The organism is Sediminicoccus sp. BL-A-41-H5 (assembly GCF_050632405.1).
Taxonomy (GTDB): domain Bacteria; phylum Pseudomonadota; class Alphaproteobacteria; order Acetobacterales; family Acetobacteraceae; genus Roseococcus.
Genome location: NZ_CP192601.1, coordinates 1,821,794 through 1,841,592 on the forward strand (window position 1 = coordinate 1,821,794; position 19,799 = coordinate 1,841,592).

A 19,799-nucleotide genomic window follows, 5' to 3' on the forward strand; every position below is an offset into this window, starting at 1 on the left:
TCAGTTCTCGCGGTGGCCGAAGCCGCGGCGCAGCCAGTCCACCAGCCGGAAGTCGCGTTGCCGTGCCGTGGCCCGCGCCGCGGGGCCGCGCGGAATGTCCACCGCCGGCTTTAATTCCAGCCGCGCCGGGAAGTGCAGGCCGCCATTCTCGGTGGCCAGCACGATGGCATGTGGGATGGCGCGCGTCAGGATGCCGATCAGCCGGCGCAATTCGCCCTCATCCAGCACGCTCGCGACATCGGCGATCAGCGCGACATCCGGGCGCGCCAGCAGCAGCCGCGCAAAGCCAAGGCGCATGCGGTCCGGCTCGTTCAGCGCGTTCTCCCAATCAGTGGTTTCATCGAGTTGCGTAGCCAGCGGCGCCAGTCCCACGCCCTCCAGCGTCGCCACCAGCGCCTCGCGCGGGGCACCGCCCGTCGGCGTCAGCAGCCGCGAAAGCGCCACCGCCGGCAGCCAGGGCCGGCGCGGCAGGGCCGCGACACGCAGCGGCGAGGGCATGCTCAGAACACCATCGCCCCAGCGCCAAAGGCCGGCGATGGCGAGATAGAGCGCCTCCACACCACGCGCATGCCCGCTCACTTCGACCAGCGCGCCTCGTGGAATGCTGGTATCGATCGGCGCGGCCAGCGCACTGCCATCCGGCAGCCGGAGCGTGACGCCGGCCAGCACGAGCGCCTCACCTTCGGTCCGCAGCTCCAGGCCCGCGGGCTGGCCTTCCGCCTGATCCACCGCGTCGACCAGGGCCAGGACGCGCTCCGCCGAGGCTGGCCACTCGGCCAGCCGCGCGGTGTTCTCCACCGGCCAGGAGAGTGCTGCTACCGCCTGCTGAAAGCCCTGCGCGGTCTGCGTCAGCCCACCCAGCGTCAAGTGGCCGGCAAGGTAGCGCGGCGCCGCGACAAGCAGGGGGAAGATCGGCGAGACGGTGACACAGGCGGATTGAAACCCCATCAGGTTGCGCAGGCCGCTAGTCTGCCGGTGCCAGGTCCTGGCCAGCGTCTCGAACCGCTCTGCCAGCCCACCACGCGCCACCTGCTCGCCGCGGGCCAGCGCCATGCCCTCGTCATGCCCACGCGCCTGCGCCAGGGCGTAGCGCAGATCGGCCTCGGCATGCTGCCGGGCCTCGGTGGCCAGCGTGAGCGGCCGACCCAGCGCGAAGGCGGCGAGCGCGCCGCCCGCGGCATAGAGCACAGCCAGCCAGACGATATGCCCAGGGACCGGGATGCCCAGGATCTCCACCATGCCCGAGAGCGACCACAGGATCCCGACGAAGGCCGCAAGCAGGCCGCTGCTGTAGAAGATCGAGGAGACCAGCTCGACGCCATGCTCGGTGGCGACGCGGATATCCTCGGCGATGCGGCCGTCAGGATTGTCGGGCCCGTCGGCGATCTGGCCGAGCCGCCAGTGCCGCCCCTCGGCGAGCCAGGTGGCCAGCAGCCGCTCGGTCAAAGCACGCCGCCAGGAGAGCACCAGCCCGCGCTTGGCGGCGAGCTGCGCGGCATTGGTCAGCAGGATAGCGAATATCAGCAGGGCGAAGAGACCGACCGCATGCCACAGCGCCGCCACATCGCGCCGCTCCAGCGCATCGAAAAGCGCCGCGTTCCACAGGTTGAACGCCACCGCCATGACCACTTGCATCGCGGTCAGCGACAGCATCAGCAGGATCGCCAGCCGCGTCCGCCAGCGCCCGAGCCAATGCGCGGAGATTGCCAGAAGGACACGCACCGTGGATTACGGTGCGGCAGCGTTCACCGGGCGCGCCTCATGCCGCGCCCGCGATATGCGCCCGGTACCAGGCGAAGGACGCCTTGGGTTGGCGCTCCAGCGTGTTCGGCTCGACGCGGATCAGGCCGAAGCGGATGCGCCGGCCAGAGGCCCATTCCAGATTGTCGAGCAGCGACCAGGCGAGATAGCCCCGCACATCCGCTCCAGCCGCCATCGCGGACTGCATGGCCGCGATGTAGTCTCGGTGGTAGGCGATGCGGCAGGAATCCTGGAGGTCGATGCCATCCTCCTCAGCGCCGTAGCCATTCTCGGCGATGATGATCGGCAGGCGGTAGCGGCGATGCACGTCAAGGATGGTGTCGCGCAGGGCCGCGGGTTCGATCCGCCAGCCGATCGGCGTAGCCGGGGTTCCGTCCGCCGGCGCCTCACCGAAGCCGGTACCGAAGGGTGCGGCAGGGTCGGCCTTGGCGTAGAGCGGTGAATAGTGGTTGAGGCCGAACCAGTCTGCCGGCGCGCGGATACGCGCCATGTCGCCGGCGCGTTGATGCGGCGCCACCGCCTCCGCCAGTTCCGCCGGGTAGTGCCCGCGCAGTTGCGGATCGGCCAGCGCGCGGTTCCACAGCGCGTCCAGTATCAGCGCAGCGTGAGAATCCTCAGGCGCCACCGCGCGCACTGGCTGGATATTGTGGATGCAGCCCACCAGCGCATCGGCGCGGGCGGCGCGGATGGCCCGCGTCGCCTCGCCATGCGCCAGGTTCACATGATGCAGCGCCGCCAGATAGGCGTTCCGATCGGCCAGCCCGGGAGGATGCGCGCCGCTCAGATGGCCCAGCATGGTGAAGAGATTGGGCTCGTTGAATGTGGCCCAGAGCCGGACACGATCGGCCAGGCGCGCGGCGCAGATAGCGGCATAATCGGCGAAGCGCCCGGCGGTATCGCGCGCCGGCCAGCCCCCCTGCTGCTGTACCGCCTGCGGCAGGTCCCAATGGTAGAGGCAGATGATCGGTTCGATGCGAGCGGCAAGCAGCGCATCGGTGAGGCGCTCGTAGAAACCAAAGCCAGCCTCGTTCACCGCGCCGCCGCCCGCCGGGAGCACGCGCGGCCAGGCGATGGAGAACCGATAGGCCCGCGCGCCGAGTGCTGACAACCAGCCGACATCCTCGGCCCAGCGCGCGTAATGGCCCGCGGCGGGTTCGCCCGTCTCGTTGTCGCGCATCCTGCCGGGCTCGCGCGCCCAGGCATCCCAGATCGATTCGCCACGCCCCTCGGCGCTTGTCCCGCCCTCGACCTGGAAAGCCGAGGTGGAGGCCCCCAGAGGAACCGCTCGGGCCAGCCGCTCATTGCGCGCGACAGGCCGCTTGATGACGGCGGCGCGAGGGCAAGGCGTGACGCATGGCGCGAGGCTCCGTATTGGCCGTCTCCATCGTTGGCCGGATCACCTCCGCGGGTCCAGCGCTGACCGCGAAATTCGCCTTACAGGCCGTTTCGGTCGCGAAGCTCCCCGAGCTGCTCGGGTCGCGTTGCGCGCACTGACCAGCGCCCATCGAGTGTTCCAGGCCGAATTTTGGTGGGCCATCGCAGCCGCGCCTGTTCCTGAGCCGATCTGCGACTTGGCCATTGGCACTGTCTCCGCAGCAGGCGGGCGGTAACCCAGCGACGAATGCGGCCGGACCCTGTCGTAGTGCCGGCGCCATTCCTCGATCAGCACCTGGGCTTCCCTGAGCGTGTTGAATACATCGCCGTTCAGCAGCTCGCCGCGTAGCTTACCCGAGCCGTCCGCCAACCACAGCCTGCCGCGTTTCGGTTGCCGATGCGGCACCCTCTGCCCCTCACGCCGCCAGATCCGTCCCACCCGCTGACGGTTCACCGACCGGCCGGCGTCTTGCAGCAAGGCGATGATCCGCCGATAGCCATACCGACAATAGCGTTTCGCCAGATCAACGATGTCCGCCGTCAGCGCGGCTTCGTCCTCCGCCGCACGCGGCGCCCTCCGCTGCGTCGATCTGTGCTGCCCCACTACCCCAAAGGCCTTGCGCTCCAACACGCCGAGCTCGCGCACGACTGTTCGACGCGCGCCCTCCGTCGCGCGGGGCTGACCACGTTCCCGATGCGGCTTCCTTGAGAATGACCTTCTCGAGCGCCAGGTCCGACACCGCCTTGCTCAGCCGTGCGGATTCTGAGCTTTGTGATACGATGGCGCACCAAAGATCGCCGGAGCCACCGGCACTTCTAACCCCATTTCAGCATCACCGCGGCGACCGTCCAGGCGGCCAACATGGAGATCACGACACCGGGAACAATGCGCAGGGCGAAGCCACGCGTCCCTAGGCTGATAGCCATCACGATCTTGGCGGCTGCATTGGTCGTCATTGCGGCAAGGATCGGCGCAATGGCGGCGTCAGCCGATAGACCGCTCGTCGCCACCAGGGACGCCACGGCTATGCCAGCAGAATGCGTATCAACGATTCCGGCGACGGCGGCGCCCGCGATGACGCCCGCCTCGCCAAACCAATCCTTCATCGCAGCCGACACCACGAGCATCACAGCCATCATGGCGGCCAGTCCGAGCGCTGGACCCAGGCTGAACGCCCTGCCGGGCTCACCATCCTGGATATCCCGCGATGCCGACGCACGCATCGCGAAGACAAGCGCATAGGCGATCGCAACCAGCGTTCCTGCGACCAGCATGGGCGCCATCGCAACCAGGGTTGCCTGACTGATCGTGAACAGCAGGACCGCCATCTGCAAGAAGGTGGCGCAGGTCGAGAACGCCGCCCCGGCCACGGCTGGGCCCATGCTTGCCGGGTCTTTGACCACCCGCGCCGCCATCGAACCAATCGTCGCCGTGCTGGAGATAAAGCCGGCAGCCAGCCCCGCCACCGGCAAGCCATATCGAGCGCCCAAAAGACGGGTGGCGGCATGCCCAGCCGCCCCGATCGCCAGCATGAGAATGACGAGCAACCAGACATTGTGCGGATTGATGGCGTTGAACGGCCCCATCTGTCGATCAGGAACCAGAGGCCATATGACGAGGGTGGCGATGGCGAACATCAGGCCGTCCTTGACCTCGGCATCCGTCAGCGCACCTTTCACGAAGCCATGCAGTGGTGCCTTCGCGGCAAAGACAACCGCGACAGCCGCCGCCAAGGCGGCCGCAAGCAGCGGGCTGACCATGGCAAGCGCACCCAGCAGGGGCATCGCCAGCAGGCCGAGCTCGGTTGTCAGCCCATGATCCGTCTCGTGGCCCCGGATGTAGGACGTGGCTGTCAGACCAATCACCCCAGCCAGAGCGACCGCCAACAGCACCGTCCCACCCAGATGAAAAGCCACAGCACCCAGAATGCTGGCCAAGGCGAAGGTTCGAATGCCGGCTGGGCGCCGTGTCGGGCCCTCGCCCTTGCTGCGTTCCCGCTCCAGCCCGATCAGCAGCCCAATGCCCAGCGCGACGGCGAAACTGGTCCAGAGCGCCGTCATGTCATCAGGCGCTTGCGCCAATGCGGCTTCAGGAGCTCCAGGACCAGGATGGTCGCCAACCCCGCAGCCACCGTCAGCGCGATGTCATCCAAATGCAGTGGGCCGAAGCGGAACATGCGCTGCGCGAAGGGCAGCAGCAGCGTGACGCTCAGCATTGCCGTCACCGACAGCATCACCCAACGCAGCGCCGCGTTGCGCCGCTGGAAGGCTGTCACGATGGACGCGCTGAAGGAGCGGTTCACGAAGATCAGGCCGATGATCCCAAGCACGAGGGCGAAGAACGCCAGCGACCGAACCTCGGCCTCCGGCATGCCGCGATCCAACGCCAGCAGATAGATCCCGGCGGACAATGCCAGCACGACCGTGCCCTGCAACAGGCTCCACCCGATCAGCGCGGCTGAGAAGAGCGGCGCCGCGGGGTCGCGCGGTGGGCGCAGCATGATGCCCTCCTCCTCCGTCTCAGCTTCGAAGACCAAGGTGCAGACCGGGTCGATCACCATCTCCAGGAAAGCGATGTGCATCGGCCAGAGCAGGATGGGCAGGCCAGAGACCAGCGGCAGGAGGGCCAATCCCGCGATCGGCACATGGATCGCGACGATGAAGCCCATCGACTTGCGCAGATTGTCGAAAACGCGGCGGCCGAGCCGCACGGCCGCGACGATCGCGCCGAAATCATCGTCCAGCAGCACCAGCGACGATGCTTCGCGCGCCACATCCGTTCCGCGGCCACCCATGGCGATGCCGATATGCGCGGCCTTCAGCGAGGACGCATCATTCACGCCATCGCCTGTCATCGCCACCACCTCGCCATCCGCCTTCAGCGCGGCCACGATGCGCAGCTTCTGCTCCGGCATGATGCGGGCGAAGACCGTCGCGGTCCGTACCGTTTGCGCAAGAGTCTCATCATCCATGGCGGCGAGCATTTCGCCGCTCACGATGGTTTCGGCGTCCAGCCCCGCCTGGCGCGCGATGGCCGCGGCTGTGGTGGGATAGTCGCCCGTGATCATGATGACGCGGATTCCGGCTGTGCGGCACTCGGAGACAGCCTCGGTCACGCCCGGCCGCAATGGATCGGCCAGGCCGACGAGGCCCAGCAGGCTGAAGGCAAAGCCGTCCTGGGTCTCCGGCCAGGCCTGCCCGTCCAGAGCGGCGCGGGCCACGGCCAGCACGCGCATGCCTTTGGCGGCAAGCGCCTCGGTCCGGGCGGTCAACTCGGCGGCTGCGGTGGGGTCCAGGTGGCAAAGCGCTGCGATTGCCTCGGGCGCGCCCTTGGCTGCGACGATGGATTTCGTATCTGAACGCCAGATATTCGTCATTGCCAGCAGGCCAGGCCGTAGGCCGTAGATGCGAACGAGATCCAGAGCGGGCGAGGGCAGCCCCTGAGCCACCGCATGGAAGGCCTTCTCCATCGGGTCGAAGGGCTGCGGCGCGCTGGCCAGCCGTCCGGTTTCGGCCAGCAAGGCAAACTCCGCCGGCAGCGCGCCATCCGGCGGCCGAAAGGCCGTGCCGTCGGGCAGGCACATTTCGGCGACGGTCATTCGGTTCTGCGTCAGCGTGCCGGTCTTGTCGGTGCACAGCACGGTGGCGGAGCCGAGCGTCTCGATCGCCGCGGCACGCCGCGTCAGAACCCGCGCCTTGGAAATACGCCAGGCCCCCATCGCCATGAAGACGGTGAGAACCACCGGCAACTCCTCCGGCAGCATCGACATGCCGATGGCGATGCCCGCCAGCAATGCATCCAGCCAGCCGCCCCGCAGCGTGCCGTAGAGCACCACCGCCGCCAGGCTGACCACGCCGCCGAAGATCGCGCAGAGCGTCACGAGCCGGCGCATTTGCGCTCGCAGTCGCGGCGGCTCCGTCTCCAGGGCGCTCAGTGACTGGCCAATTCGGCCGATCTCGCTGCGCGGGCCGGTCGCCGTCACCTCGGCGATGCCGTGGCCGCGCACCACCAGGCTACCCGAGAAGACCTGCGGCAGGTCATCACCGCCCGGACGCGCTGATGCCGACGCAGCACCCACTGCTTTGCGGACCGGCACCGATTCCCCTGTCAGCAGGGATTCATCGGTCTGCAGGTCGCTGGCGTCGATCAGCCTGGCATCGGCCGGCACACGGTCGCCCTCCGCCAACACCACCAGATCCCCGCGCACGACCTCGCGGCCGGCGACGCGCTTTCTCTCTCCATCGCGGATCACGAGCGCGCGCGGGCTGGTCAGGTCGCGCAATGCCTCCAGCACGCGCTCGGTACGGCCTTCCTGGATCACGGTAATGATGATGGAGAAGAGTGCGAAGCCGAGCAGGATCAGCGCCTCCTCCGGGCTGCCGAGCAGCAGGTAGAGCACGCCGCCGCCGAGCAGCAGCGCCAGCATCGGCTCGCGCAGGACCTCGACCACGATCCGGAATGGCGTTCGCCGGCCGGTGCGCGCCAGTTCGTTGGGGCCATCCGCCTTGAGGCGAGCCTCCGCCTCCTGCTCGCTCAGGCCCGGAACGGGCGATGCGTGCTTTGGCACATCCAGCATGGCGGACTTCCTTTGTGGTGCGCCATGCCGATCCGCCGAATGCGAACGGGCAGCATGGTCGCCCCCGTCCAACCCACGAGTGGGTGAACTCGCCCGAAAATAGCTCGGCTGCCGACAAATAAATCGCTGCAAAATCCATCGCGCCGCTTTTGGACTATTTGGCGTTTCAGGGCGTTGATTTTGCGCAAAGACATTTTTCCCGCTTTCTGCGCATAGTTCGTCGCTGCCGGTCGGCCAGCCACTCGCCAGTGTTGTCTGCCTAGCTGCAATCAGCTCGGCCAAAAAAATCCGGAGGCTACCATGCATGCCAAAGAGCTGATGTCGACCAATCTGGTTGTGGTGCCGCCCGAGACGCCAGTGACCGCATTGGCGGAGTTGCTTGCCGCTCGCGGCATTTCCGCAGTGCCCGTGGTGGATGCGGATGGTGCCCCGCTCGGTATCGTCACGGAGGGTGACCTCATCCGCCGCCTGGCAGATCAGCCACCCGGCCCGTTCGGCTGGTTTCTGCAGCTCTTCGCCGGGACAAAGCCGCTGATAGAGCGCTTCGCAAAGGCGCATGGAGCCTGCGCGAGGGATGTGATGTCGGCTGAATTGGTGAGTGTTGCAGAAGGCGAATCTGCTGAACGCATCGCGCAATTGATGGAGATGCACGGCATTCGCCGGGTGCTGGTGCTGGCCGGCAACCGGCTGGTCGGCATCGTCAGCCGCGCCGATCTTTTGCGAGCGGTGCTTCGCGCAGTGCCTAGCCCTGAGCGCAATCTTGGAGACGGCGCCATTCTGCGCGGCGTCATCGCCGCGATGCGCGAGCAGCCCTGGGTGGACACATATTGGGTATACCCTGACGTAGCCGCGGGCGTCGTTACTCTGTATGGATTTGCACGCTCCGAGACCATGCGCCAGGGCCTGATGGTGCTGGCACAAGCGGTGCCGGGGGTGACGGCGGTTAAGGACAAGCTTGACCCGATGCCGCTACTCCTGCGCGGCACGTTCTAGGGTTGGGGGCATCGGGCTCACCCTCCCGAACAGGCGCGCTCGAAATGCGAGACAGCACGCACTCGGCTGGTCCCATCGAGCTGCGTGTCAAAGACATCGGGCAGATCTTCCATACGCTCGATCCTCTGCCGTTTCGCGAGCGGGATCTCGACGCAGCCGTTGAAGAGTACATCGTTGGCTGGGCAGGAGAGATCGCTAGGGGCCATGATATATCGATCATCGTTCATCTCCCGACCGCCGAGGCACAGCGAGCCGAAGCGCTGCACATCGAAGAGGCGATGCGCAACTACTTCGCCTACCGGTCGAAAGTCCTGGGTTGGGAGCTCCGCGACCTGTTCCGGAGGGGCCGCGCATCACTCGCTATCGGCCTCGCGGTCCTGGCTTTGTGCATCGCCCTGGGGACGGGCGCCGGCGGCTTGCTTGGGGCGGGGTATCTGGGGCGCTTTCTGGGCGAGGGCCTGATCATCCTGGGATGGGTCGCCAACTGGCGACCGGTAGAGATCTTCCTCTACGACTGGTGGCCGATCGTTCGCCGGCGCCGGCTCTACCTGCGGCTGTCGCTCGTCCATGTGAAAATCGAAGCTGAGGATTCACTGGCTGGGAACGAGAGGCGGCGGGTGCCGTGAACGTCCAAAGAGGACAACGCGATAAATGGGCACAGCGTCATCGCCCCGAAGCCCAGTCTTCCTCCACATCTCGGACCGATAGGTTGATGTCGCGCAAGGATATCCGTCCCGGCCACGAGTAGACTTGCCCGTCAACGCTCTCCCAGCCTTTCCTCAAGGATCATCATGTCCATCATGCAGGGCCTGCGGGCCTACCACGCCGCGCTTGGCATTCTGGTCATCGCCGCGTTTCTGACAGGCGAGCTGGGCACGATCCACGCGGTGCTGGGTTACGCGATCGCGGTCATCATCGGTGGCCGTATCGTCGCGGCAGTCTCCGGTCTTCGGCAATTGGGCCTGTCGCGATTCTATCCGCAGTTCGACGGCATGACGTTCGGCAATGCCTTTACCCACCCGGCCATCAGCAAGACGCTGTTGGCGGGCATCGCCGCCTGCTTGATCCTGGCGACGGCAACCGGGATCGCCATGGATCGCGGCAGGACGCTCGGCATGGCAACCAGCGTTGTCGTGACCGAGGCGCAGGCACGCGACGATAACCGTGAACACCGCCGCGACCTAGAAGCACGGGGTGGAAAGCAGGAGGACGGCATCGTCGGTGAGTTGCATGAGGGACTGTCGAACTTCCTCATGATTCTGGTCGGCCTTCACGTCGCCTACCTGTTCTTGTTCAAGCGTCCGCTGGCGCGCTTCATGCTGTTCATCGTCACACCGAGGCCGCCTGAAGCTGCGCCAGACCGCCGGCCCTGATGGCGCAGCACGGGCAGCAACGACTTGCGATCCCGGTCGGCCAAGCCGCAGCTACAAGGAAGACGTCATGCCACGCCTCCACCTGCATCCGGAACGCCATCTGGTCTCGCGCATCGGATGGCTCCGGGCGGCGGTGCTGGGGGCGAATGATGGTATCGTCTCCACCGCCAGCCTGATCGTCGGCGTGGCCGCCGCCGCGGCCACCCAGAGCGACATCCTGATCGCCGGCGTGGCCGGCCTGGTCGCCGGTGCGATGTCGATGGCGGCTGGCGAGTACGTGTCGGTTAGTTCCCAATCCGACACGGAACAGGCCGACCTCGCTCGGGAAACCCAGGAATTGCGGGACAACCCCGCCTTCGAGCATGAGGAACTGGCCGATATCTACGTTCGGCGCGGGGTGGACCGCGACGTGGCCCGGCTGGTCGCCGAGCAGTTGATGGCCAAGGACGCGCTCGGCGCCCATGCACAGGATGAACTCGGGATATCCGAAATCACAACCGCACGGCCCATCCAGGCCGCACTGACCTCGGCGGCGACTTTCGCGGTCGGCGCCGCCATGCCCCTGCTGATGGTGGTCGTCGCGCCCACCCACCTGCTTGTCTGGATCGTCTCCGGCGCCTCACTGGCCTTTCTGGCTTTGCTGGGTGCCATCGGCGCCCAGGCGGGCGGTGCCAATGTGCTGCGTGCCACCGCGCGCGTGACCTTCTGGGGCGCGCTGGCGATGGCATTGACGGCTGGCATCGGCGCGCTATTCGGCACGGTCGTTTAGCCGGTGCGGGCGCCGCCCAGGCTAGATCGGATGATGGATCCGACCATCCCGACGTTGAATACGAAGAAGCGGTGCCGCGGCGCCAATTCGAGGCCGGCGACAGCATGCTCTGCGATTTGCTGCCGTAGCGGAAAGGCTGAACGGCCGCGCCTGAGGGTAAACTCGCCCGGCGGGATCTTGGCCACTCGGTCATGAAGCGTGGCATCCTCCACACCATGGCGATGCCCAATATGGCCGACTTAGCGCGCCCGACCAGTGATACGCGCTCCATCGGCGTGCCCCCGGTCTTCATCGCGCGTGGCCTGTGCAAGAGCTACGGCGGCGGCGACGCCACGGTCCATGCACTACGCGACCTCGACCTCGACATCCTGCCGGGCGAGTTCGTGGTGCTGCTCGGCCCCTCGGGCTCCGGCAAATCCACGCTGCTCAACATCCTCGGCGGGCTGGATGCCCCGACCTCCGGCCGCGCGTCCTGGCGGGACCACGAACTCGCGGGAGCCGACGAGGCGGCGCTGACGGCCTATCGCCGCGATCATGTCGGCTTCGTCTTCCAGTTCTACAACCTGATCCCGAGCCTCACCGCGCGCGAGAATGTCGAGCTCGTCGCCGAGATCGCGCAGGATCCGATGCGGCCGGAGGAGGCGCTGGCGCTGGTCGGCCTTTCGCACCGGCTCGACCATTTCCCCGGCCAGCTTTCCGGCGGCGAGCAGCAGCGCGTCGCTGTTGCGCGCGCCATCGTCAAGCGGCCCGACGCCCTGCTCTGCGACGAGCCCACCGGCGCGCTCGACGTCGAGACGGGCAAGATCGTGCTTTCGGCCATCGCACGGGCCAACCGCGAGGTAGGCGCCACGACGGTCGTCATCACCCACAACGCCGCGATCGCCGGCATGGCCGACCGGGTGCTGCGCATGGGTGGCGGTCGCATTGTGTCGATCGAGGCGAATGCCAACCGTTGCGCACCTGAGGAGCTTGTCTGGTGAGGGTACTGGACCGCAAGGTGCTGCGCGATGTCCGGGCGCTCCGCGGCCAAGTCCTGACCATCGCGCTGCTGATCGGCGCCGGCGTCGCGGTCCTGGTGATGTCGGTCAGCAGCTTTCTCTCCCTGCGCATTGCGCAGCAGACCTTCTATGCGGAGAGCCGTTTCGCGGAGGTCTATGCCGTGGTGAAGCGGGCGCCCCGCACGCTGCTAGCGCGGATCGGGGAGATTCCGGGCGTGGCGCTCGCAGAGGCGCGCGTCGGCGGCGAGGCCCGCGTGGACTGGCCCGGGGCGGCGGTGCCGGTCGCCGGGCGCGTGCTGTCCCTTCCGGCCAATGGGGAGCAACCGGCGCTCAACCGGCTCTGGCTGCTTGCCGGCCGGCTGCCCGAGCCGACACGACACGACGAGGCGGTGATCCATGCAGCCTTCGCGGAGGCCTGGCAGGTGCGTCCGGGCGACGAGATCGCCGTCATCCTGAACGGCCGGCGCGAGCGCTTCCGCATCGCCGGCATTGCCCATTCGCCGGAGTTCGTCTTCACCTCGCGCCCTGGCAATCCCCTGCCGGACGACCGCGGCTTCCTTGTGCTCTGGGTCAACGAGGAGGGGGCGGCGCGCGCCTTCGACATGCAGGGCGCCTTCAACGAAGTGGTGCTGACCCTGGCCCCCAGCGCGTCGGAGCCCGCGGTGATCGCGGAGCTCGACCTGCTGCTGCAGCACTGGGGCGGTCGCGGCGCCTACGGGCGGCGCGACCAGCCCTCGCATCGCTTCCTAGAGGACGAGCTAGCCGAGCAGCGCACGCTTGCGGTCACCGTGCCGCTGGTCTTCTTCGGCATCGCCGCCTTCCTGCTGAACGTCGTGCTGGGCCGCATGGTGGAGGCGCAGCGCGAGCAGGTCGCGGCGCTGAAGGCGCTGGGCTACCCGTCCTTTCCGATTGCCGCCCACTACGCGAAGTTCGTCGCCGTGGTCTGTGCGCTGGGCTCGGTGTTCGGGATCGCGGCCGGGGCCTGGATGGGCGCGGGCATGCTCGGCAACTACCGGCCCTTCTTCCGCTTCCCGGAGATGCCCTACCTGCTGCCGGCTTGGCTGCCCCTGCTCGCGGCGGCGGCCAGCTTCGCGGTGGCGCTGCTTGGCGTGCTGGCCGCGCTGCGGCGGATCCTCCGCCTGCCCGCCGCCGAGGGATTGCGCCCGCCGCGCCCGCCCGCCTTCGGCGGGGGCACGCTCGGCCACTGGGGCCGCCAGGTCGGGGCCAGGGCGAAGATCCCGCTGCGCGGCCTGCTCGGTCGCCCGCTGCGCACCCTCCTCACTGTCCTCGGCATTGCGCTGGCGGTACCGATGGTGGTGCTTGGCCTGTTCTGGTGGGACGCGATGGAAAGCATGGTCGAGCTGCAGTTCGACCGCATCGAGCGCGGCGATGCCTTCGTGGCGCTCACCGACCCGCGGCCCTCCCGCGCCGTGCGGGAGATGGCGCGCCTGCCCGGCGTGCTCGCCGCTGAGGGCCATCGCATCGTGCCGGTGCGGCTTCGGGCTGCGCAGCGCAGCCGCCTTCTCCCCCTGACTGGTCTGCCGGAGGGCGCGGAGCTTCGTGTTCCTCGGGATGCCGATCTCCGCCCGGTGCCGATCCCGCAGCAGGGCCTGGCGCTCAGCCGGCGGCTGGCCGAGCGACTCGGCGTCCGCGAAGGCGACGTCGTGCAGGTCGAGGTGCTGGAAGGCGCGCGCCGCGTCCATGACCTGCCGGTGGCCGCGCTGGTCGAGGACATCATCGGGTTCAGCGCGCTGATCGAGATCGGCGCGCTCAACCGGCTGATGCGCGAGGACGACCTCGTCTCCCATGTCGCGCTGCGCGTGGACGCCCAGGCGGCGCAGGCGCTTTGGCAGCAACTGGCGGAACGACCGCGCGTCGCGGCCACCAGTGTGAAGGCGGTTTGGCTGCGCGTCTTCGACGAGGTAATCGCAGGCCTCGTGCTGACCAGCGCGGTGACGCTGACCGGCTTCGGCGTCATTATCGCCATCGGCGTGGTCTACAACAGCGCGCGCGTCGCGCTGCAGGAGCGGGGCTGGGAAATGGCGAGCCTCAGGGTCCTCGGCTTCACGCGACAGGAGGTGGCGCGCATCCTGTTCGCGGAACTGGCGCTGGCCGTTCTCATCGCGGTGCCGCTTGGGCTCTTCCTGGCGCAATGGATCGTCGCGCTGATCCTGGGCGCGCGGGACAATGAGAGCTTTGATGTTCCTGCCGCGATCAGCCCGGCCACCTTCGCCACGGCCGCGATCGTCGTGCTGGGCGCGGCACTCGCCAGCGCTGTGGTGGTGCGGCGGCGCATCGACCGGCTGGACCTGGTCGCCGCCCTGAAGGCGAGGGATTGAGCGGTGGGGCGGCATCTCCGCCGGGCGCTAATCGCCGCCTTCGTCCTTCTGGCGGTAGGCGGCGCGCTCCTTGCCTTCCGCCAGCGGCCGGTACCCGTCGAGACGGAGCAGGTCATGCGCGGCCGCTTCGAGGCCGTGGTCGAGGAGGATGGCCGCACGCGGGTGCGCGAGCGCTATGTCGTCTCCGCCCCCGTCGCCGGGCGCGTGCTGCGGCTTGGCGTGCGCGCCGGCGACACGCTCGGGCGCGGCGACCTGGTCGCGGAGATCCTGGCCGCGCCTTCGGCACTGCTCAGCCCTCGCGCGCGGCGCGAGGCGCAGGAGCGTGTCGGCGCCGCGGAGGCCATGTTGCAGCAGGCCGGTGTGCTGGTGGAGCGCGCCGCCGCCCAGCAGGCTCAGGCCGAGGCGGATGCTGCCCGGGTGCGAGCCCTGCACGCGCGAGGCGCGGCGCCGCTTCAGCAGTTGGAGCGTGCGGACCTGGCCGAGCGCACGGCCGCGCGTGACATGTTGGTGGCGGAACGGCGCAGGCACGCCGCCGAGCACGAGTTGGACCAGGCGCGTGCATTTCTTGCATCGGCCGACGCGCCGGTGGACGGCCCGGAGCGTCATGAGGTGCGCGCGCCCATCGCCGCGCGCGTGCTGCGCGTGCTGCAGGAGAGTGAGGCGGTCGTCGCCTCCGGCGCGTCGTTGCTCGAACTCGGCGATCCGACGGACCTGGAAGTGGTGGTGGACGTCCTCACCACCGAGGCGGTCCGCATCCGCCCAGGCGCGCCGGTTGCCATCGAGCGGTGGGGCGGGCCGGCGCCGCTGGAAGGCCGCGTCCGGCGGGTCGAACCTGGCGCCTTTACCCGGGTCTCGGCGCTCGGCGTCGAGGAGCAGCGGGTGTGGGTGGTGGTCGACTTCGTCAGCCCCGGAGAGCGCTGGGCTGCGCTCGGCGACGGGTTCCGCGTGGATGCGCGGATCACGGTGGAGGCAATCGAGGACGCTGTGCTGGTGCCGGTCAGCGCGCTTTTTCGGCGGGGCGCAGGCTGGGCGGCCTATATCGTTCAGGACGGCGTAGCGCGCGAGCGACAAGTCGAGGTTGCGGGGCGCGCGGCCCGCAGTGCCATGATATCCGGCGGCGCGACGGCGGGCGAGACCGTCGTCCTGTTTCCGCCGAGCACGCTGCGCGACGGTAGCCGCGTCAGCCGCACGAGGTAACGCCGCAACGACCGCCTGTACCGAGTCGCACCTCCTCCGCCAGTTTCGCTCTGGTTCGCACCGCTACGCTGCTTTTCGCTCTGGCACGCGCTTCCACTCCGGAAACCATCGAAGCCAAGCGAAAACCTGCGAGGGACCGTTTGTAACCGGACGCGCCTCCTCCGCCAGTTTCGCTCTGGTTCGCACCGCTACGCCGCGTTTCGCTCTGGTTCGCGCATCCACTCGGGCAACCGTTGAAGATGAGCAAAAACCTGGGAGGCAGCGTTTGCAGCCGGTCGTACCTCTTCCGCCAGTCCACAGAATTTCGCTGTGCCGCGCAGTTTTTCGCTGCCGCACAATTTCAAGCCTCTCCTCCGGCCCATTTCAAGGCCGCACCTAATTGAGTTCCTATTTTGTTCTTTACCTAATGTGTAACCTATGATAGGAAAATAGGCCGCAGCAGGAGGGTTTCCATGGCCGCATCGTCACCCGCCGCGATGCCGGATCGTAACACCCTCAGAGCTTTGGCGCAGGCTGCAGCGAGGGGCGGAGCGCCTTTTCAGAGTTGCATCGCATCTGTCGGCGCTCACACCCGTGTTCGAAATGGCAAGCAGGAGTCAGTATCAGCCTACACTCGTGCAAACCCAGATTGCGGGGAAGAGAGTGACGGGTCGCGGATTGCCGTTCAGGACAGGGGAAGCGTGCCTCCAGGCTACGGCCAAGGGTTACCGGGTCCGCAAGATCCAGTTGGGCGGCTACGCAGCCCCATTGAGATTGATCGTGGGACAAATCCACCGGCCGACATTCGGGGGCGACCGTATTCAGGCCACGCCCTTGACCGGATGCAGGGCAGAGGTCTGTCCCCATCTGCCGTTGAAAATGCCGTTCGGGCAGAAAATCTCATCCGAAGCAGTAGGGGCGCAAATCTTTATTGGGATCCGGTGAATTGAATCATGGTGGTGGTTGATCCGAGGACGAACACTGTGATTGCCGCCATACCGCGCAGCACGGCCCCCAGGCGATAGGAGCAACCAGCATGACCATCAATGCAGCACACCACGGCCGCACCACGCCAAAGGATGTCTTGGACACCATCAGCCAATTTCAAACGGGCCAACTTCGCCTTGCAGGCCTTTTGGATCGGCTTTGGGCACAGATCCATGACCTTTCTCAGGAGCGGTCTGTTGACATGGAAAGGCTGGAGGATCTGTGGACCGATATTGAAATTGCCTATGCGCAGGCATCGGCGGAAAATCAGACGACACTTGCCGCAATTCAAGCGGCAGAAGTCGAGCGCGCGATTGAAGGGATGACTGAGATTTTGCGCAGAGCATCGTGAGAAGTTCAGGGTCGCGTCAGCTCGCGACCGGGTCCCAGCGCTGGAGTGCGGTCGCAGAGACCGTTCATTCTCAGTGAACTACGCCCCGCCAGTTCGCTCATCCTTGCCTGATCGCGCCGCATATGCCGCCCAGGCCGCGTGCCGCTTGCCCACGCTGCGCCAGTCGCCGCCGCTGATGACGGGAAACCGCGCCGCCTCATCCATCACATAGGCATAGGCACGGATCACGCCGGCCGCCGTCAGCACGCGCAGCACGCTCCGGCGATACATGCCCCCCGGCGCGCCACCGGGCGCCGCATCCTCCAGAGCGTCCATGCCGGCCAGGCGCGTGAGCGGCAACTCCACCACCTCGCCATGGACCTCGCCCGGCCCCAGGCTCAAAGCCGGATAGGCGCCGCAATCATGCAGCAGCCCAGCGACGCGGCCCGGTGCCCGCGCGATGCCTTCCAGGTGATGGGCATTGGCCTCGCCCTGCATCAGCGTCCCATAGACGAACAGGTGCCGGATGGTGAGCGACGGCGCCGCATCGCGCGCCACGGCCTCCATCATGTCATGCGCGATGCCATGCGCCGCCTGGCCGCGCCGCACAACGCCCACATAGTCGGCATGCGGCGCATGATAGCCCTGGCTCGGCCCGGCATAGGTCATCACCGGCAGCACATGGCCGTCGGGCAGCACCACGTGGCGATCCAGCCGCTGGTAATGCGCAGGCGCGCCCTCCTTGCGGTCGAGCGCATAGAGCGCAGCCCGGTTCGCGCGGAACACCACGCCCTCCACGGCCTGGCCGGGCCGGTCGCGCAGGTTCAGCGCGCCACCCCGGCGGGAGGCGGCATAGCGGTCGAAGGCCAGTTCGCAGTCGAGCATCAGCGCGGTCGAGACAGGCACCAGTTCGGCGCCCACGAAGCCCCAGCGCTCACAGAAGGCATTCCAGTCCCGCGCATCGAGGTTGGAGCCATAACCGAAATAGAGCGTCATGCGAGTGCGGCCCGCGCTTCCGCCAGCGCCGCGCGCTGTGCTTCCGTCACCGCCGGATAATGCAGCTTGAGCTTCGCCAGCGCACGGTTCATGGCGGCGACGACGATGAGGCGCGTGAACCACTTGTTGTCCGCCGGCACGACATACCAGGGGCTGTGGGGCTTGGCGGTCGCGCGGATCGCGCGCTCATAGGCGTCCATGTAGGCGTCCCAGTGCCGCCGCTCGGCCACGTCGCTCGCGCTGAACTTCCAGTTCTTCTCGGGCTCGTCCAGCCGCGCGAGGAAGCGCTTCTTCTGCTCGGCCTTCGAGATGTTGAGGAAGAACTTCAGCACCACCACGCCCTGCCGCGCGAGGTAGCGCTCGAAGCCCGCAATGTCCTCAAGCCGCTCGTCCCAGATGTGCTTCGTCACCAGCGCCTCGGGTAGTTTCTGGCCGGCGAGGACGCGCGGATGCACGCGCGCCACCAGCACCTCCTCGTACCAGCTGCGATTGTGGATGCCGATCTGCCCGCGTGTCGGCAGCGCGTTCACATGCCGCCAGAGAAAGTCGTGGTCGAGCTCGACCGGGCCCGGCTGCTTGAAGCTCACCACATGGCAGCCCTGCGGGTTCAGCCCGGAGAAGACGTGTTTGATCGTGCCGTCCTTGCCCGCCGCGTCCATCGCCTGGAACAGGCAGAGCACGGACCAGCGATCCTGCGCGTAGAGCATGTCCTGCTGCGCGCTCAGCCGGTCCACGCCGTATTGCAACAGCTCTGCCGCATCCTTCTTGTCGAGCTTGAGGCCCGCCGTGTCGCCGGGATCGTGTTTCTTGAGGCGGAAGCCCTTGCCGTCCTCGACGCGATAGCGTGCCAGGATCTTCTCGACGTCGATGTCGAGCTCCGCGATGTTCATGCCAGTGCCCCCCGTCGGAAAGCGTGCAGGCGCCACGCCCATAGGATGGTGCCGGCCTGCAGCGCCAGGGTGAGGCCCATCGCCCAGGCATAGCCCGCCGCGTCCCAGCCGCCCGAGGCGGTGCGCGGCCAGAAGTCAATGATGGCGCCGATCACGTATTGCAGGATGAAGACCAGGACGAGCATGGAGCCGTTGATCGCGGTGGCCACGCGCCCTGCGAATTCGGCGGTGAAGCGCTGACCGACGGCGGCATAGCCCATGGGCCCGGCGGAGCCTGAGAAGGCGAAGATGAACCAGACGAGGCAGAGCGCCCAGAGGCTCATCGGCGGGTGGAAGATGAGCAGGGCCTGGAGCGAGATCTGCACGCCCATGGCGATGCAGGGCACGAGCATGGGCGAATGGCCGCGTGCCTGGAAGAAGCTCGCCGCCTGGCCGTTGCCGAGGCTGCCGCCCGCCATCCCGCAGGCATAGGCGAAGAGGACGATCGCTCTGGCTTCCGCGTCGAAGCCCGCCACATCGCGCAGCCAGGGCCCGGCCCAGAGCCCCTGATAGACGAAGTTCAGCCCCGACAGCACGATGATGGCGGGAACGAAGCGCGTGAAATAGGGGTTGGTGAAGATCGGCCCGAAGGCCTTCACCTCGCTCACCAGGCCGCGCGTGGGCGGCTTCGCATGGCCGGGCGGCGCATCCGCGACCGAGATCCAGATCCAGGCGGCGATGGCGAAGGACATGACCGCCAGCACGGCGAAGCCGCCGCGCCAGCCCACCAGCGGCAGCATCGCCTGCAAGGGGAGCGTCGCCATCATGCCGCCCAGGCCACCGATGAAGATGCCGCTGCCCGTCATCGCCGCGATGCGCGCCTTGGGGAACCACTGCGTGTTGGCCTTCAGCATCGCCATCAGCCCGGCAGCGATGCCGATGCCCGTGAGGAACCGCCCGATGCCCAGCATCACCACGCCATCGGCCAGCGCGCAAAGCAGGAAGGCCGCACCGGAGAGCGCGGCGAGCACGGTCTGCACGCGCCGGGCGCCGTAGCGGTCCAGCGCCACGCCGACAGGAAGCTGCGCCCCCGCGTAGGCGACGAAGAGCACGGCCGCGAGCAGCCCGAGATCGGAGGCGGAGAGCGAGAATTCGAGCGCGAGCAGCGGGCCGATCACCGCCAGCATCGCGCGGCTCGCCTGGTTCAGCACATTCACGAAGGCGAGCGGCAGCGTGACGCGAAGGAAGATGTGCAA

16 protein-coding genes and 1 pseudogene are annotated in these 19,799 nt (G+C 67.7%); 8 read left to right on the forward strand and 9 right to left on the reverse strand.

Annotation, left to right across the window (positions count from 1 at the left end):
• From ACQ860_RS09155 to ACQ860_RS09175, 5 genes and pseudogenes are all read right to left on the reverse strand, one after another.
• Nucleotides 1-1,722, reverse strand: a complete 1,722-nt coding sequence (locus ACQ860_RS09155) for an ABC transporter ATP-binding protein/permease (protein WP_431303070.1) — start codon at nt 1,720-1,722, stop codon at nt 1-3.
• Between the two features lie 37 nt (nt 1,723-1,759).
• Entirely contained in the window at nt 1,760-3,133 is a 1,374-nt protein-coding gene (locus ACQ860_RS09160; RefSeq protein WP_431305741.1) for a GH1 family beta-glucosidase, read from the reverse strand.
• Nucleotides 3,134-3,343: 210 nt separating this feature from the next.
• Nucleotides 3,344-3,899 (reverse strand): annotated as a pseudogene (locus ACQ860_RS09165) (integrase core domain-containing protein); the annotation flags it as partial.
• 52 nt (nt 3,900-3,951) lie between these two features.
• Nucleotides 3,952-5,196, reverse strand: coding sequence for an MgtC/SapB family protein (locus ACQ860_RS09170; protein WP_431303071.1), 1,245 nt, complete (start codon nt 5,194-5,196; stop codon nt 3,952-3,954).
• Nucleotides 5,193-8,018, reverse strand: a complete 2,826-nt coding sequence (locus ACQ860_RS09175) for a cation-translocating P-type ATPase (RefSeq protein ID WP_431303072.1) — start codon at nt 8,016-8,018, stop codon at nt 5,193-5,195. Before ACQ860_RS09175 ends, ACQ860_RS09170 begins: the two co-directional genes overlap by 4 nt.
• On the opposite strand from ACQ860_RS09175, the gene ACQ860_RS09180 reads away from it, so the two are divergent.
• From ACQ860_RS09180 to ACQ860_RS09195, 4 genes are all read left to right on the forward strand, one after another.
• Complete coding sequence (locus tag ACQ860_RS09180; RefSeq protein WP_431303073.1) at nt 8,013-8,705, forward strand: CBS domain-containing protein; 693 nt, start codon at nt 8,013-8,015, stop codon at nt 8,703-8,705. The two genes, ACQ860_RS09175 and ACQ860_RS09180, sit on opposite strands and share 6 nt — an antisense overlap.
• 44 nt (nt 8,706-8,749) lie before the next feature.
• On the forward strand, nt 8,750-9,331 hold the full coding sequence (locus tag ACQ860_RS09185; protein ID WP_431303074.1) for a hypothetical protein: 582 nt from the start codon (nt 8,750-8,752) through the stop codon (nt 9,329-9,331).
• Between the two features lie 165 nt (nt 9,332-9,496).
• Entirely contained in the window at nt 9,497-10,078 is a 582-nt protein-coding gene (locus ACQ860_RS09190; RefSeq protein WP_431303075.1) for a cytochrome b/b6 domain-containing protein, read from the forward strand.
• A 67-nt stretch (nt 10,079-10,145) separates the two neighbouring features.
• Nucleotides 10,146-10,847 carry a VIT1/CCC1 transporter family protein gene (locus ACQ860_RS09195; protein ID WP_431303076.1) on the forward strand — a complete coding sequence of 234 codons (702 nt, stop codon included), beginning with the start codon at nt 10,146-10,148 and terminating at the stop codon, nt 10,845-10,847.
• Here the strand turns inward: ACQ860_RS09195 and ACQ860_RS09200 are convergent.
• Nucleotides 10,844-11,032 (reverse strand): hypothetical protein, encoded by a 189-nt coding sequence (locus tag ACQ860_RS09200; RefSeq protein WP_431303077.1) that lies wholly within the window; start codon nt 11,030-11,032, stop codon nt 10,844-10,846. The two genes, ACQ860_RS09195 and ACQ860_RS09200, sit on opposite strands and share 4 nt — an antisense overlap.
• Nucleotides 11,033-11,062: 30 nt before the next feature.
• On the opposite strand from ACQ860_RS09200, the gene ACQ860_RS09205 reads away from it, so the two are divergent.
• The 4 genes from ACQ860_RS09205 to ACQ860_RS09220 all read left to right on the forward strand — a co-directional run bounded on the left by ACQ860_RS09205 (nt 11,063) and on the right by ACQ860_RS09220 (nt 16,699).
• Complete coding sequence (locus ACQ860_RS09205; RefSeq protein ID WP_431303078.1) at nt 11,063-11,827, forward strand: ABC transporter ATP-binding protein; 765 nt, start codon at nt 11,063-11,065, stop codon at nt 11,825-11,827.
• Nucleotides 11,824-14,184, forward strand: coding sequence for an ABC transporter permease (locus ACQ860_RS09210; protein ID WP_431303079.1), 2,361 nt, complete (start codon nt 11,824-11,826; stop codon nt 14,182-14,184). Before ACQ860_RS09205 ends, ACQ860_RS09210 begins: the two co-directional genes overlap by 4 nt.
• 114 nt (nt 14,185-14,298) lie before the next feature.
• A complete protein-coding gene (locus ACQ860_RS09215) occupies nt 14,299-15,381 on the forward strand; it encodes an efflux RND transporter periplasmic adaptor subunit (RefSeq protein WP_431303080.1) in 1,083 nt (360 codons plus the stop codon).
• Nucleotides 15,382-16,396: 1,015 nt separating this feature from the next.
• The gene (locus tag ACQ860_RS09220; RefSeq protein ID WP_431303081.1) at nt 16,397-16,699 is read left to right on the forward strand and encodes a hypothetical protein; all 303 of its coding nucleotides are present in this window, start codon (nt 16,397-16,399) and stop codon (nt 16,697-16,699) included.
• Nucleotides 16,700-16,777: 78 nt separating this feature from the next.
• Here the strand turns inward: ACQ860_RS09220 and ACQ860_RS09225 are convergent, their stop codons facing one another.
• The 3 genes from ACQ860_RS09225 to ACQ860_RS09235 are packed head-to-tail and all read right to left on the reverse strand — an operon-like array spanning nt 16,778 to nt 19,799.
• Nucleotides 16,778-17,674, reverse strand: a complete 897-nt coding sequence (locus ACQ860_RS09225) for a gamma-glutamylcyclotransferase (RefSeq protein WP_431303082.1) — start codon at nt 17,672-17,674, stop codon at nt 16,778-16,780.
• Nucleotides 17,671-18,564, reverse strand: a complete 894-nt coding sequence (locus ACQ860_RS09230) for a polyphosphate kinase 2 family protein (protein WP_431303083.1) — start codon at nt 18,562-18,564, stop codon at nt 17,671-17,673. The genes ACQ860_RS09225 and ACQ860_RS09230 overlap by 4 nt, the downstream gene beginning before the upstream one ends.
• Nucleotides 18,561-19,799, reverse strand: a complete 1,239-nt coding sequence (locus tag ACQ860_RS09235) for an MFS transporter (RefSeq protein WP_431303084.1) — start codon at nt 19,797-19,799, stop codon at nt 18,561-18,563. The genes ACQ860_RS09230 and ACQ860_RS09235 overlap by 4 nt, the downstream gene beginning before the upstream one ends.